Below are 14,687 nucleotides of genomic sequence, written 5' to 3'. Positions count from 1 at the left end.
GCGTGCTCGGCGACGACCCCTGAAGGAGGACGACGTGACGCCCGAGCCCGCACCGGCCGTCGGAGCCGAGCCCGCGTGGCGCGAGTTCCTGGGGGCCTGGGTCCGCAACCCGGGCCGGATCGGTGCGGTGGCGCCGAGCTCACCGGTGCTGTCCGCGAAGCTGGCGCTCGTGGCGCCGAGCCAGGGCAGCCCGGTGGTGGTCGAGCTCGGGCCCGGCACGGGCGCGGTGACGGCCGCGGTGTCGCGGCGGCTCCCGGAGACCGCCCGGCACCTCGCCGTCGAGCTGGACCCGGCGATGGCCGGGTACCTGTCGCGGGCGCACCCGGGCGTCGAGGTCGTGACCGGTGATGCCGCCGAGCTGATGTCGCTGCTCGCCGAGCGCGACCTGAAGCGGGTGGACGCCGTGATAAGCGGACTCCCGTGGTCGTTGTTCGGCAACGACACCCAGCGGTCCATCCTGGACCAGGTCGTCTCGGCGATCGGTGACACGGGCGTGTTCGCGACGTTCGCCTACTCGTTCGGGATGCCGCTGCCGTCCGCGCGCCGGTTCCGCGCGACGCTGCACGACACGTTCGACGAGGTCATCGTGACCCGCACGGTATGGCGCAACCTGCCGCCCGCGTTCTGCTACCTGTGCCGCCGTCCGCGCGGCGCCGCCCGCACCGCGGACTGAGGCCATCCGTACCGATCGTCCCGACGGCGGCGGCGCCCGCGAGATCCTTCGGCTGGCGGTCCCCGCGCTGCCGGTGCTGGCCGCCGAGCCGCTCTACGTCCTGGTCGACACGGCCGTCGTCGGACGCCTCGGGGCCGTCCCGCTGGCCGGCCTCGCCGTGGCGGGCGTCCTGTTCGGACAGGTCACCACGCAGCTGAACTTCCTGTCCTACGGCACGACGGCGCGTGCGGCGCGCCTGCACGGTGCCGGGCGGCGCGGGTCGGCCGTGGTCGAGGGCGTGCAGGCGACGTGGCTCGCACTGGCCGTCGGCCTGCTCGTGCTCGGTGTCGGGCAGCTGGTGGCCGGACCGGTGACCGGCGCACTGGCCGGGAGCGGCCCGGACGGCGCCGCGGTGGCCGACGGCGCGACGTCCTGGCTGCGGATCGCGCTGCTCGGCGCCCCGATGGTGCTGGTCACGCTCGCCGGCAACGGCTGGATGCGCGGCGTGCAGGACACGGTCCGCCCGATGCGCTACGTGCTGGCCGGCAACGGTCTGTCCGCCGTGCTGTGCCCGTTCCTGGTGCACGGCATCGGGTCCTGGGACGGGTGGGGGCTGGAGGGCTCCGCCGTCGCGAACGTCGTCGCCCAGAGCGTGTCGGCCGCGCTGTTCCTCCGGGCGCTGCTCGCCGAGCGGGCCGTCGCGCGGGCGTCCGACCCGGTCCGGCTGCGGCCGGTGCCCGCCGTGCTCCGCGCGCAGTCCACGATGGGACGCGACCTGCTCCTGCGCTCGCTCGGATTCCAGGCCTGCTTCCTGTCCGCGACGGCCGTCGCCGCCCGCTTCGGCGCCGCCTCCGTTGCGGCGCACCAGATCGTGCTGCAGCTGTGGGTGTTCCAGGCGCTCGTGCTGGACGCCGTCGCGATCGCCGCGCAGTCGCTCGTCGGCGCCGCGCTCGGCTCGGCGGGACGCGACCCGGACGGCACCTCGCGGGCTCGCGCGCTCGCCGCCCGGGTGACCCGCTACGGCGCCGTGCTGGGCGTCGGGTTCGGCGTGCTGTTCGCCGCGCTCTACGCGGTACTGCCGGGCGTGTTCACCGCCGACCCGGCCGTGCTTGACGCGGTCGGCGTGCCGTGGTGGTTCTTCGCCGCGCTGCAACCGATCGCCGGTGTGGTGTTCGCGCTCGACGGCGTCCTGCTCGGTGCCGGGGACGCCGCGTTCCTGCGTACGACGACGCTCGTCGCCGCCCTGGCCGGGTTCCTGCCGTTGATCTGGGCGTCGCTGGGCTTCGGATGGGGCCTGGCCGGCATCTGGGCCGGCCTGGCAGCGTTCATGCTGGTGCGCCTCGTCGCCGTGGGGTGGAGAGCCCGCTCCGGCGCCTGGGCGGTCCCCGGCGCCGTCCGCGGTTGAGACCGGTCGGGATCACGCCTCGCCTCCATGATCCGCCCGGTCCGCGCGCTGGTCCGGAGAACGCTCGCGTGCCTGGAGAACGCGCGTGCCGGGACGCGTGCGTGCACCCGTTCCGCGCGCGTCCTGCGGATCATGGCGGCGACGCAGGGTGCGACGGTGCGAGGTGTGGCGGAGCCGATCCGTCCGGGTGATCGTTCGTCCGGGCCGCCGCGCTGGCCGTCGTGGCGCTGGCCGGTGGAATCGCTGCCACCTGTGGCGCGGATCCGCCCCGGACGGCCGACCGGCGCGTCGGCCGGTGGTGTTGCACGGGCGCGGCTGGGTGGCCGCCGGCCGCGGGCGCTAGTGGACGCGACCGGCCCCGCATCGGTTCCGGCGGGAGTATCGGTCAGCGACGTGCGTCGGCGGGCAGGTCCGGACCGGGCGCGTCGGACGCGAGATCTCCCGGAGCGGCTCCGGCGGGCTCGTCCGCCGTTGTGGCTGCGCCGGTGTCGGGTGCCGGCAGGCGCACCGTGAACACCGTTCCTCCGTCCTGACCGGCGGACACCACCTCCACCGTTCCACCGAGCCGGCGGGTGATCCGGTCCACCAGCGCCAGGCCGATGCCGCGGGGGCGGTCGGCGCCCTCCGCCCGGGTGCTGAAGCCGTACGTGAACAGCTCGGCGACCACGTCGTCCGGGATGCCCGGCCCGGTGTCGGCGATCTCCAGCTCCAGGCCGCCTGTGCCGTGGTCGGGGTCGGGGTCGGGGCCGAGCGTCACCCGCACCTCGCGGGGACTGCCGTGCGGGACGGCGGCGACGGCCTCGAGCGCGTTGTCCACCAGGTTCCCGACGAGCGAGAGCAGGTCGTCGGCGGAGTAGGGGAGGCGGTCGCCGGGCAGGTCGCCCGGACGGTGCCGGTCGGTCACCACGAGTGTCACGCCGCCGTCGGTGGCCGTCCACGCCTTGTCCGCGAGCAGAGCGGCCAGTACCGGGTCGACCACCTCGGCGGCGACGGCGGCCCCGGGACCGCGGGACCGGTCCAGTGCCGCGACGCCGGCGCGGGTCGCGTCCGCGGTGTCGCCGAGCTCCATCAGCGTGAGCACGGTCTGCAGCCGGTTGCCGAACTCGTGCGCCTGGGCGGACAGCGCGGCGACCTTGTCCCGGGCGTCGTCGCGTTCGCGCAGGGCCCCGGCCAGCTCGGTGCGGTCGCGCAGGGTGAACACCCGCGTGCCCGGTCCCGCCGCGGGGCCCGCGGTTCGGCTGTTGACCAGCAGCACCCGCTCCCCGGCCAGCGCCGGCTCGTCGCGGAGGTCCTCGCGCAGGCCGCGGTCCAGGACGGCGAGCACGGCGGGATCCGCGGCCAGCCCGTCCACACGTGTGCCCGGAGCCGCGGGGTCCGCTTCGATCGCCGGCCGGCCCGAGGTGGCGTTGTCGCCCGTCCGAGCATCGGGCGTGGTCGGGCTGCCGTCCGTGCCGCCGTTGTGCAAGGCCGCATCGCTGCCGATCCCGGCGTTGCGCGGGGTCGGGCCGCTCGTCGTGGCATCGCGCAAGGTCGGGTCGCTGCCGTCGGGACCGAGTGCCAGCAACCGTCTGGCCTCGGCGTTCACCACGACGAGGTGCCCGTCGCCGTCGACGACCAGCAGCCCCTCACCGACGGCGTGCAGTACCGCGTCGTGGTGCGTGTACGCCGCGGTGATCTCCTCGGGCTCCAGCCCGAGCGTCTGGCGTCGCAGGCGTCGCGCCACCAGCACGGCCAGTCCCACGCCGAGCAGCAGCGCGACGCCCGCCGAGACCGCGATCCACGGCAGATACAGCAGGGCGAGGTCGCTGACCCGGGTCTGCAGCACGCCAACGGAGACGGCACCGACGACGCGATCCCCGGAGAGCACCGGCACGACCGTCCGCACGCTCGGCCCGAGCGTGCCCGGGAACACCTCGGTGAGCGTCCGCCCGGCCAGCGCCGGGGCGAGGGTGCCCTGGTAGACGCCGCCGATCCGGTCCGGCTCGGCGTGGCTGTAGCGGGTGCCGTCGGGAGCCATCACGACGACGAACCCGGTGTTCGACGCGGCCCGCACCCGCTCGGCGAGCGGCTGCATCCGGGCGGAAAGCGCGGCGACGTCGCCGCCGCGGGTGAGCGCGTCCACCACGGCCGGGTCCCCGGCGAGCGCGGCGGCCGTCGCGCGGGTCAGCCGTCCGGCCGCCTCCTCCTGGATCTGCTGGGCACCCCACACGGCGAGTGCGGCCAGGCCGCCGACGGTCAGCAGGACGGTCACGACCTGGAGCGCGAGCAGCCGCCGGACCAGGCGGGATCGCCGCTGGGGAACGCGTCCGGGCCGGGGCACGGGGACATCGTGCGCCCCCGCCCCGGCCCGGACCACCCCTACGGCCTCGCGGGCCGTCAGCCCGGCGTCCCGGCCGGCTGCCGCTCGGCGGTCCTGCCGCCGTCCTCGCCGGGGGAGGCGTCGTCGTGCTCGTCGTCGGCCGCCGCGCCGTGCTCGGCCTCCATGTCGGCCTCGACGAGCCTCGGGTCGTCCAGCACGGCGCGCAGCCGGTCCTGGTCGAGCTCACCGTTCCAGCGGGCGACCACGAACGTCGCGACCACGTTGCCGATCATGTTCGTCAGCGCGCGTCCCTCGCTCATCACGCGGTCGATGCCGACGATCAGCGCCAGGCCGACGACGATCGCCTCCGGCGTGAAGAACTCGCCGCCGAACGCCTGCAGCGACGCGGCCAGCGTGACCAGCCCGGCGCCGGTGACTCCCGCGGCACCCTTCGAGGTGAGCACCATCAGCACGGCCAGTCCGATCTGGACGCCGATCGGCAGGGTCTCGCCACCGGCCTGGATGATGAACAGCGCGCCCAGCGTCAGGTAGATGCAGGTGCCGTCCAGGTTGAACGAGTACCCGGTCGGGATCACCATGCCGACGGTCTGCTTGGACGCACCCGCCGACTCCAGCTTCGTCAGCAGCCGCGGGAGCACCGACTCCGACGACGACGTGCCGACGATGATCAGGAGCTCGTCCTTCACGAGCCGGATCACCTTGAGGATGTTGAACCCGCAGAACGCGGACACGGCGCCGAGCACGACCAGGATGAACACCGCGCAGGTGCCCCAGAACACGGCCATCAGGAAGACCAGGTTGCCCAGCGAGGCCGTCCCGAACTGGCCGACCGTGTACGCCATGCCGCCGAACGCGGCCACCGGCGCCGCCCACATGATCAGCTTGATGATCCCGAAGATCACCTTCGAGATGGACTCGATGCCGCTCACCAGCCGCCCGCGCAGGCTCGGCGACAGCGCGCTGATCGCGCAGGCGGTCAGGATGGCGAGCACCAGCACCTGCAGGACCGAGTTGTCCACGAACGGGCCGAGGAAGCTCTTCGGGAGCAGGCTGTCCTGGATGAACGGGATCACGCCCGACTCCTGGCCGCCCTCACCGGCCTGCTCGGTGGCCTTCGCGACGTCCGACGCGGACGGCACGCCCTCGAAGCCCGCACCGGGCTGGAACACGTTCGCCGCGATCAGCCCCAGCGACAGTGCCAGCACGGTCATCAGCAGGAAGTAGGCCAGCGCGCGCAGCGCCAGCCCACCGGCCCTGGCCAGGTTGCCCAGCGACGCGATACCGACGATCACAGTGCAGAAGATGACCGGGCCGATGATGACCTTGATCATCTGGACGAACGCGTCGGCCAGCCACTTGGTCTCCTTGGCGACACCGGGGGCCACCAGGCCGAGCACGATGCCCGCGGCGATGCCGATCAGCACCCAGAACCAGAGCTGCTGGTAGTAGCGCCGCTTCCGCGGTGTCGGCGCCCTCTCCGCTGTGGTGGCCTCGGCCATGACGTCCTCCTCGACGGCTGTAACGGTGCGCACAGTAAGGCGGGCCACCGACAATCCGGTCAACGCCGCGTCACCGAGCTTTGAGGGACTCTTGAGGAAGCGGGCCACTACGGTGTCCCCGTGCGGGTGCTGCTGGTCGAGGACGACGCCGTGCTCGGCGACGCGTTGCGGCGCACCCTGACCAGGGCCGGCTACACGACGCGGCTGGTCGGCAGCGGGGGAGAGTGTCTCGCCGTGCTCGACGAGGCGGAGCCGGACGTCGTGCTGCTCGACATGGGCCTGCCGGACCGCGACGGGCTCGGCGTCTGCCGCGAGATCCGCGGGCGCTCCCGGGTGCCGATCCTGGCGATCACCGGCCGCGGCGACGTCGACGCCCGCGTGCAGGGGCTGCGCAGCGGAGCCGACGACTACCTGGTCAAGCCCGTGTCCACCGACGAGCTGCTGGCCCGGATCGAGGCCGTGCTGCGCCGCAGCACCGGTGCCGCCGTCGCCGCCGACGTGCACGTCGGCGACGTGACGGTGCACCTGGACCGTCGCGTCGTCACCGCCGCGGGCGCGGAGATCGCGGTGACCCGCAAGGAGTTCGACCTGCTCGCCGCGCTCGCCCGACGGGAGGGTGCCGTCGTCGAACGCGCGGAGCTGCTGGAGCAGGTGTGGGGCACGACCGACGCGTCCGCGGCCCGCACGCTGGAGGCGCACGTCGCGTCGCTGCGCTCCAAGCTCGGGGCGCGCGAGGTGGTCAGCACGGTGCGTGGTGTCGGGTACCGCCTGGCCCGCTGAGGCGCGCTGGGAGGATCTAGCCGTGCCACCCCCACCCGGTCTCGTGATCGTCGACAAGGCGTCCGGCCCCACGTCGCACGACGTCGTCGGCGCGCTCCGGCGGATCATGGGCACCCGCAAGGTCGGGCACGCCGGGACCCTGGACCCGATGGCGACCGGCGTGCTGGTGATCGGGATCGAGCGCGCGACGAAGCTGCTCGGGCACCTCACGCTGGACACGAAGGCGTACCACGCGACGATCCGGCTCGGCGCCGCCACCACGACCGACGACGCCCAGGGCGACACCGTGTCCACAGCCGACGCCGCGGACGTCGCCGAGGACGCGGTCCGGGCCGGGATGGCCGCCCTGAGCGGGGACATCGACCAGGTCCCCAGTGCGGTGAGCGCCGTGAAGATCGACGGCAAGCGCGCCTACCAGCGGGTGCGCGACGGCGAGACCGTTGAGATCCCGGCCCGCCGGGTGACCGTGTCGGCGTTCTTCCTCGCCGACGTGCGCCGGGGTGAGGGGGTGACCGACCTCGACGTCGTCGTGGAGTGCTCCTCCGGCACCTACGTGCGCGCGCTCGCCCGCGACCTGGGGGAGGCGCTCGGCGTCGGCGGTCATCTGACGGCGCTGCGCCGCACCCGGGTCGGTCCGTTCACGCTGGAGCACGCCCGGACCGTCGAACAGCTCGCCGAGGCGCCCGGGCTCTCGCTCGACCTGGCCGGCGCCGTCGCCGCCGCGTTTCCGCGCCACGACGTCGACGACGCCGGCGCCGTCGACGTCGGTCACGGGAAGTCGCTTCCCGCGGCCGGGATCGACGGCACGTACGGCGTGTTCGCCCCGGACGGCCGCGCGCTGGCGCTGATGGCCGACCGGGGGCGGACGGCCCGGCCGGTCGTCGTGCTCGCCCCCGCCGGAAGCTGAGCAGGCGGGTTCGTAGGCTGGTGGGCGTGCAGCGCTGGCGGGGACTGGAGTCCGTTCCACCGGGGTGGGGTCGGTCCGTCGTGACCGTCGGCGTGTTCGACGGCGTGCACCGCGGCCACCGGCAGCTGATCGAACGCGCCGTGCAGCGGGGCATCGAACGGGCTCTGCCGGTCGTCGTCGTGACGTTCGACCCGCACCCCACCGAGCTGGTCCGGCCGGGCACCCACCCGGCGCGGCTGTCCACACTGGATCGACGGGCCGAGCTCGTCGCGGCGTGCGGGGCCGACGTCTTCTGCGTCATCCCGTTCACGCCCGAGCTGCTGCGGATGCCGCCGGACGAGTTCGTGCACTCGGTGCTCGTGGACCGGCTGCACGCGGCCGTCGTCGTGGTCGGCAGCAACTTCACGTTCGGCTACCGCGCCGAGGGCGACGTCCGCGAGCTGGAGCGGCTCGGCGGGCGGTTCGGGTTCACCAGCGAGGCGCTGGAGCTGATCAGCGACCACGAGGTCACGTTCTCCTCGACCTACATCCGCTCCTGCATCGACGCCGGTGCGGTGGCCGCCGCCGCGGCCGCGCTCGGTCGCTGGCACCGGATCGACGGCGTCGTCGTGCACGGGCACAAGCGCGGTCGCGACCTCGGATTCCCTACCGCGAACATCGCCTGCCCCCCGTACACGGCGATCCCGGCCGACGGCGTCTACGCCGGGTGGTTCCGGATCGGTGACCGCAGGCTGCCCGCGGCGATCTCGGTCGGCAGCAACCCGACGTTCTCCGGCCGGGTCCGCACCGTGGAGGCGTACGTGCTGGACGTCGACGAGGACTTCTACGGCCACGAGGTCGGTGTCGAGTTCGTCGAGCGCCTGCGGGGCCAGGAGACCTACGACGGGCTGGAGCCGCTGATCGCCCAGATGCGGCTCGATGTCGAGCGGACCAGGGAGCTGCTGGACGCGGAGCCGAAACCGGCGGATTGAGTGGAAGCACTCGGTTTCGTGGTTCCGCCGTGGCGAGCGGCGCCGCGGAGCAGGATCGGCGGCATGGCCAGCGACCAGTCCGACACGACCGCGAACCGGGAGCGGCAGCGTGAGCTCTACGGCGCGCCGCTGGCCGAGCGGGTGCACCGGCTCACCGCCGCGCTCGGGGTCACCCAGGCGCGGCTCGCGGCCACGCTCGGGCTGAGCCCGGCCATGCTCAGCCAGCTGGTCAGCGGACGGCGGGTGAAGATCGGCGACCCGGCCGTGCTGTCCCGCCTGATCGCGCTCGACGAGCGCTGCGCGCGCGGCCCGGTGCCGCCGGACGACGTGCCCGCCCTGCTCCAGCACGTGCACGCGGCGAAGCTGCGCTGGTCGTCGGCCGAGGTCACCGGGACGTCGCGGATCGTGACACCGATGGTCCCCGGCCCGCGGCGCCCGACGCCGACCGCCGACGACGCGTTGCGCGGCGTCTCCCCGCCGGCCCGGCTGGTCGCGGCCGCTGCGGCGCTGGCGACGTCGTTCCCGGAGATCGCCGAGGTGCTGCGACGGGCCGCGAGCCGCCCGGTGCGCTGACCCACGTCGGGTTCGTGCCGGGTCACCATCCACGGATCGGCTCTCCCGCGTGAGATGATGGTGGTGGTTCCAGCGAGCGCCCGGAACGACCATCACGCGCATCTCACGCCGGACCGCCGGCCCGGACCGCGTCGGTGGTGGTCAGGCGGGTCGCCGGTCGGTCCGTCGGGGCCCGCTGGTAACGTTTCGGTCTGGGTCCGGCTGCAGTCCGTGGTGGCCGAGACCGTCTACCGGCCCGAGGGCGGCAGGCGCAGGAGAGTCGAGAGCGCCGCACGCGAACGGGAGGCCCCACGGACCGTCTGATCACGAAGGAGTACGACCTGTGGCACTGACCACGGAGCAGAAGAAGTCCACGCTGGAGACCTACGGGACCCACGCGACCGACACCGGCTCGCCGGAGGCGCAGATCGCGCTGCTGACCCAGCGCATCACCGGCCTGACCGAGCACCTGAAGCACCACAAGCACGACCACCACTCGCGACGCGGCCTGCTCCTGCTGGTCGGGCGCCGCAAGAGGCTGCTGTCCTACCTGCGCGAGGTGGACGTCATGCGCTACCGCTCGCTGATCGAGCGGCTCGGCATCCGCCGCTGACCCTCCCGCGACCCGGTACCGGCGCCCCCGGTGCCGGGTCGCGACGCAGAGCACCGCAGCACCACGAGACAACTGCATCGCCGTGCCGGCCCGAGCATCCGCCGGTCCTCGGTAGTGGCTCCCGGGAACCACGGGTTCCCGAGGGCTTCGATCGAAGACCGGCCCGACGAGGATCTCCCGGACGGGCGCGGTGGTGCACCGTAGAAGACGGAGAGCACTCCACACATGACAGATCCGATCACCGTGGACCCCGAGGACGGCGTGCACGAGAGCACCGCCGTCATCGACAACGGTGCCTACGGCACCCGCACGGTCCGCTTCGAGACCGGCCGGCTGGCCCGCCAGGCCGCCGGCTCCGTCGTCGCCTACCTGGACGACGAGACGATGCTGCTGTCCGCGACGACCGCCTCGAAGCGGCCGAAGGACCAGTTCGACTTCTTCCCGCTCACCGTGGACGTCGAGGAGCGGATGTACGCCGCGGGCCGCATCCCCGGCTCGTTCTTCCGCCGCGAGGGCCGCCCCGGCACCGACGCGATCCTGACCTGCCGCCTGATCGACCGCCCGCTGCGCCCGTCGTTCGCCGACGGCGTCCGCAACGAGGTCCAGGTCGTCATCACGGTGATGTCGCTGGACCCGAAGGACCCGTACGACGTCGTGGCGATCAACGCCGCGTCGGCGTCCACCCAGCTCGCCGGCCTGCCGTTCTCCGGCCCGGTCGGCGGCGTGCGCGTCGCGCTGATCGCGAACGACGCCGGGACCGACACCCAGTGGGTCGCGTTCCCGACGCACGACCAGCTCGAGCGCGCCGTGTTCGACATGGTCGTGGCCGGCCGCGTCGTCGGTGACGACGTCGCGATCATGATGGTCGAGGCCGAGGCGGCCGAGCAGACCATCGCGCTGATCGCCGAGGGCGCCACCGCCCCGACCGAGCAGGTCGTCGCCGACGGGCTGGAGGCGGCCAAGCCGTTCATCCGCAGCCTGTGCGTCGCCCAGCAGCAGCTGGCCGACGTCGCGGCGAAGCCGACCGCGGACTACCCGCTGTTCCCGGCCTACCAGCCGGACACGCTGGAGGCCGTCACCGAGGCCGCCGAGCAGGAGCTGGCCCAGGCCCTGCAGATCCACGGCAAGCAGGACCGGGACAACCGGACCGACGAGATCAAGGCGTCGGTGCTCGAGAAGCTCGGCGAGCGCTTCGAGGGCCGCGAGAGCGAGCTGGGGGCGGCGTTCAAGTCGCTCAACAAGAAGCTCGTCCGCCAGCGCATCCTGCGCGACCAGGTCCGCATCGACGGCCGCGGCATCACCGACATCCGGCCGCTGTCGGCCGAGGTCGAGGTCGTCCCGCGGGCGCACGGCTCGGCGCTGTTCGAGCGCGGCGAGACCCAGATCCTGGGTGTCACCACGCTGAACATGCTGCGCATGGAGCAGACGATCGACTCGCTCGGTCCGGAGACCTCCAAGCGCTACCTGCACCACTACAACTTCCCGCCGTTCTCGACCGGCGAGACCGGCCGCGTCGGCTCGCCGAAGCGGCGCGAGATCGGCCACGGCGCGCTCGCCGAGCGTGCGCTGATCCCGGTCCTGCCGAACCGCGACGAGTTCCCGTACGCGATCCGCCAGGTCTCCGAGGCCCTGGGCTCGAACGGCTCGACGTCGATGGGCTCGGTCTGCGCGTCCACGATGTCGCTGCTCAACGCCGGAGTGCCGCTGAAGGCCCCGGTCGCGGGCATCGCGATGGGCCTGGTGTCCGACGAGGTCGACGGCCAGACGTCCTACGTCGCGCTGACCGACATCCTCGGCGCCGAGGACGCGTTCGGCGACATGGACTTCAAGGTGGCCGGCACGAAGGACTTCGTCACCGCGCTGCAGCTGGACACGAAGCTCGACGGCATCCCGTCCGAGGTACTGGCCGCCGCGCTGAACCAGGCCAAGGACGCCCGCCTGACCATCCTCGAGGTGATCGGCGAGGCGATCGACGGCCCGGACGAGATGTCGAAGTACGCGCCGCGGGTCACCGCGGTGAAGGTCCCGGTCGACAAGATCGGCGAGGTGATCGGCCCGAAGGGCAAGATGATCAACTCGATCACCGAGCAGACCGGTGCCGACATCTCGATCGAGGACGACGGCACGATCTACGTCGGCGCCAACGACGGCCCGTCGGCCGAGCAGGCGATCGGCATGATCAACGCGATCGCGAACCCGCAGCTGCCGAAGATCGGCGAGCGGTTCCTCGGCACGGTCGTGAAGACGGCCGCGTTCGGCGCGTTCGTCTCGCTGGTGCCCGGCAAGGACGGCCTCGTGCACATCTCGAAGCTGGGCAACGGCAAGCGCATCGGCAAGGTCGAGGACGTCGCCAAGGTCGGTGACAAGCTCCGCGTCGAGGTCACCGACATCGACAACCGGGGCAAGATCAGCCTGATCCCGGTGGTGGAGGAGGACGGTGCCGGCGACGGTGCCGACCCGGACGCTCCGCTCGCCACGGAGGGCGCCGAGGCGACGGCGTCGAACCCGAGCTGAGAGTGATCGACGCGAACGACACACCGGCGGCGCCGGACCCGGACTCCCGGGTCTCCGGCGCCGCCGGCGTCGTGCGGAGCGAGCTTCCCGGCGGGGCCCGGCTGGTCACCGAGACCGTGCCGTCGGTGCGGTCGGTGGCGCTGGGCATCTGGATCGGCATCGGCTCCGTCGACGAGGGCCCGGACCAGGCCGGCGCCGCGCACTACCTGGAGCACCTGCTGTTCAAGGGCACCGGGCGGCGGACGGCGTCCGACATCGCCGAGGAGATGGACGCGGTCGGCGGCGAGGTGAACGCGTTCACCGCCAAGGAGCACACCTGCTACTACGCGCACGTCCTGGACTCCGACGTCGCGCTGGCCGTGGACGTGCTCGCCGACGTGGTGACGAACGCGGAACTGGCGCACACCGACGTCGAGCTGGAACGCGGCGTCGTGCTCGAGGAGATCTCGATGCGCGACGACGACCCGGAGGACCTCCTCGGCGAGCTGTTCGACCGCACGCTGTTCGGCGACCACCCGCTGGGCCTCCCGGTGATCGGCTCCGAGGAGTCGATCAAGAGCATGAGCCGGGACACGCTGCACGCGTTCTGGCGCGGCGAGTACACGACGCCGCGGATGGTGGTCGCGGCCGCCGGGAACCTCGAGCACGACCGGATCGCGGAGCTCGTCGGCACCGCCCTGGCCGGTGCGTCCGCCGCGCACGCCGGGCACCGCAGCGAGCCGCCGCGTGCCGCGCGGGGCATCCAGCCGGTCCGCGAGAGCGCCCTGGCGTGCGAGTTCGACGAGTCCGAGCAGGCCCACGTCATGCTCGGCGTCCCAGGGCCCGGGCGGCACGTCCCCGGCCGCGCGACGCTGGCGGTGCTCAACACCGCGCTCGGTGGCGGTCTGAGCTCCCGGCTGTTCCAGCAGGTCCGCGAGCAGCGCGGACTGGCCTACCAGGTGTTCTCGTCGCAGGTCCGCTACGCCGACGCCGGCTCGCTGTCGGTGTACGCGGGGTGCGCGCCGGAGCGGCTCGGCGAGGTCGTCGCCGTCGTGCGCGACGTGCTGGGCGAGGTCGCCGCGCACGGGCTCACCGACGCCGAGGTGAAGCGGGCCCAGGGCTCGCTGCGCGGCGGGCTGGTGCTCGGGTGCGAGGACACGGCGTCGCGGATGAACCGGATCGGACGCTCCGAGCTCGACCACGGGCGCCAGCGCTCGCTGGCCGAGACGCTCGGCCGGATCGAGGCGGTCACCACCGACGACGTGGCCGTCGCGGCAGCCGAGCTGCTCTCGCAGCCGCTCACGGCGGCCGTCGTCGGGCCGTACGACGGCGTGGACGACCTCCCCGCACCGCTGCGCGACCTGGGCTGAGCCGTGACGACCGGACGGGCGGCGCCGATCCGCGTGCTGCTCGCCGAGGACAACTTCGTCGTCCGCGAGGGCGTCCGGGCGATCGTCGAGACCCAGGACGATCTCGAGCTGGTGGGGACGTGCGGCGACCTGCCGGAGCTGCTCGCGGCCGTCGGGGACACCGTCCCGGACGTCGTGCTGACCGACATCCGGATGCCCCCGACACAGACCGACGAGGGTGTGCGGGCCGCGCAGCAGCTGCGTCGCGAGCATCCCGGCATCGGCGTCGTCGTGCTGTCCCAGTACGTCGAGGAGGGCTACGCCGTCCGCCTGTTCTCCGACGGCTCGGCCCGGCGCGCGTACCTGCTCAAGGAGCGGATCGGGGACGTCGACGACCTGGTCCACGCGATCCGCGAGGTCCACGGCGGCGGGTCGGTCGTGGACCGCGCCGTCGTCGACGCCCTGATCAGCGCGCGGACCCGGCGGTCACCGGTCGACGACCTCACCGCCCGCGAGCGCGAGGTGCTCGCGCAGATCGCCCGCGGGGCCAACAACCGTGCGCTCGGCGAACGGCTCTCGCTGTCGTCACGGGCGGTGGAGAAGCACATCAACTCGATCTTCGCGAAGCTCGGGCTGGCCGAGGAGCCGGACAGCCATCACCGGGTCCGGGCCGTCCTGCTGTACCTGGCCGCGACCGACGGCGCCTGAGGGGGTGCCTGCACCCCCGGCCGGTACGGGTGCGCACGGTTCCGGCCGCGGCCCGTTCCGGGGATCATCGACGCCGTGCCGGTGGGCGTGCTGATCGTCGACGACCAGGCCGCGTTCCGTGACGTGGCCCGGATGGTCGTGGAGATGGCCGACGGGTTCACGGTCGTCGGCGAGGCCTGCGGTGGTGCGGACGGCGTGGACGCGGCCGCGCGGCTGACCCCCGAGCTGGTGCTGATGGACATGAACATGCCCGATCTCGACGGGTTCGAGGCCACCCGGCGGATCCGGGCCGCGTGTCCGGCGACGCGGGTGCTGATGCTGTCCACCCACGACCCGGCCGACTTCCGGCCCCGCGCGCTGGCGGCGGGCGCGCTCGACTTCCTCGCGAAGTCGGCGTTCGACCCGTTCGTGCTGGAGGACGCCTGGGCGGCGGCCTGA

The 14,687-nt window shown here is 73.4% G+C and carries 13 protein-coding genes; 11 read left to right on the top strand and 2 right to left on the bottom strand.

The window, feature by feature from the left end:
- The first annotated feature begins 34 nt into the window (after positions 1-34).
- Entirely contained in the window at positions 35-673 is a 639-nt protein-coding gene (locus tag EV378_RS05750) for a class I SAM-dependent methyltransferase (RefSeq protein WP_132421663.1), read from the top strand.
- Positions 674-746: 73 nt separating this feature from the next.
- On the top strand, positions 747-2,057 hold the full coding sequence (locus EV378_RS05745; RefSeq protein WP_279389594.1) for an MATE family efflux transporter: 1,311 nt from the start codon (positions 747-749) through the stop codon (positions 2,055-2,057).
- 385 nt (positions 2,058-2,442) lie between these two features.
- On the opposite strand, the gene EV378_RS05740 is transcribed toward EV378_RS05745, so the two are convergent.
- Both EV378_RS05740 and EV378_RS05735 read right to left on the bottom strand, forming a co-directional pair.
- Positions 2,443-4,377, bottom strand: a complete 1,935-nt coding sequence (locus tag EV378_RS05740) for a sensor histidine kinase (protein ID WP_132421661.1) — start codon at positions 4,375-4,377, stop codon at positions 2,443-2,445.
- 56 nt (positions 4,378-4,433) lie between these two features.
- Complete coding sequence (locus EV378_RS05735) at positions 4,434-5,876, bottom strand: cation:dicarboxylate symporter family transporter (protein WP_132421660.1); 1,443 nt, start codon at positions 5,874-5,876, stop codon at positions 4,434-4,436.
- Positions 5,877-5,996: 120 nt separating this feature from the next.
- On the opposite strand from EV378_RS05735, the gene EV378_RS05730 reads away from it, so the two are divergent.
- From EV378_RS05730 to EV378_RS05690, 9 genes are all read left to right on the top strand, one after another.
- Complete coding sequence (locus EV378_RS05730; protein ID WP_132421659.1) at positions 5,997-6,656, top strand: response regulator transcription factor; 660 nt, start codon at positions 5,997-5,999, stop codon at positions 6,654-6,656.
- A gap of 22 nt (positions 6,657-6,678) precedes the next feature.
- On the top strand, positions 6,679-7,563 hold the full coding sequence (gene truB / locus EV378_RS05725) for a tRNA pseudouridine(55) synthase TruB (RefSeq protein ID WP_132421658.1): 885 nt from the start codon (positions 6,679-6,681) through the stop codon (positions 7,561-7,563).
- A 26-nt stretch (positions 7,564-7,589) separates the two neighbouring features.
- A complete protein-coding gene (locus EV378_RS05720) occupies positions 7,590-8,534 on the top strand; it encodes a bifunctional riboflavin kinase/FAD synthetase (RefSeq protein ID WP_132421657.1) in 945 nt (314 codons plus the stop codon).
- Between the two features lie 63 nt (positions 8,535-8,597).
- Positions 8,598-9,107, top strand: a complete 510-nt coding sequence (locus tag EV378_RS05715) for a helix-turn-helix domain-containing protein (RefSeq protein WP_132421656.1) — start codon at positions 8,598-8,600, stop codon at positions 9,105-9,107.
- A 322-nt stretch (positions 9,108-9,429) separates the two neighbouring features.
- Positions 9,430-9,699, top strand: coding sequence for a 30S ribosomal protein S15 (rpsO, locus tag EV378_RS05710; protein WP_132421655.1), 270 nt, complete (start codon positions 9,430-9,432; stop codon positions 9,697-9,699).
- A 225-nt stretch (positions 9,700-9,924) separates the two neighbouring features.
- A complete protein-coding gene (locus EV378_RS05705; RefSeq protein WP_132421654.1) occupies positions 9,925-12,213 on the top strand; it encodes a polyribonucleotide nucleotidyltransferase in 2,289 nt (762 codons plus the stop codon).
- A gap of 2 nt (positions 12,214-12,215) precedes the next feature.
- Positions 12,216-13,562: a M16 family metallopeptidase gene (locus EV378_RS05700; protein ID WP_341540409.1), complete on the top strand. Its 1,347-nt coding sequence runs from the start codon at positions 12,216-12,218 to the stop codon at positions 13,560-13,562.
- 3 nt (positions 13,563-13,565) lie between these two features.
- Complete coding sequence (locus EV378_RS05695) at positions 13,566-14,249, top strand: response regulator transcription factor (RefSeq protein WP_243653303.1); 684 nt, start codon at positions 13,566-13,568, stop codon at positions 14,247-14,249.
- A gap of 75 nt (positions 14,250-14,324) precedes the next feature.
- Positions 14,325-14,687: a response regulator gene (locus EV378_RS05690; RefSeq protein ID WP_132421652.1), complete on the top strand. Its 363-nt coding sequence runs from the start codon at positions 14,325-14,327 to the stop codon at positions 14,685-14,687.

This window comes from Pseudonocardia endophytica, assembly GCF_004339565.1.
Lineage (GTDB): Bacteria > Actinomycetota > Actinomycetes > Mycobacteriales > Pseudonocardiaceae > Pseudonocardia > Pseudonocardia endophytica.
The sequence above is the reverse complement of the archived record's forward strand: the minus strand, read 5'-3'. Positions and strand labels throughout refer to the sequence as shown.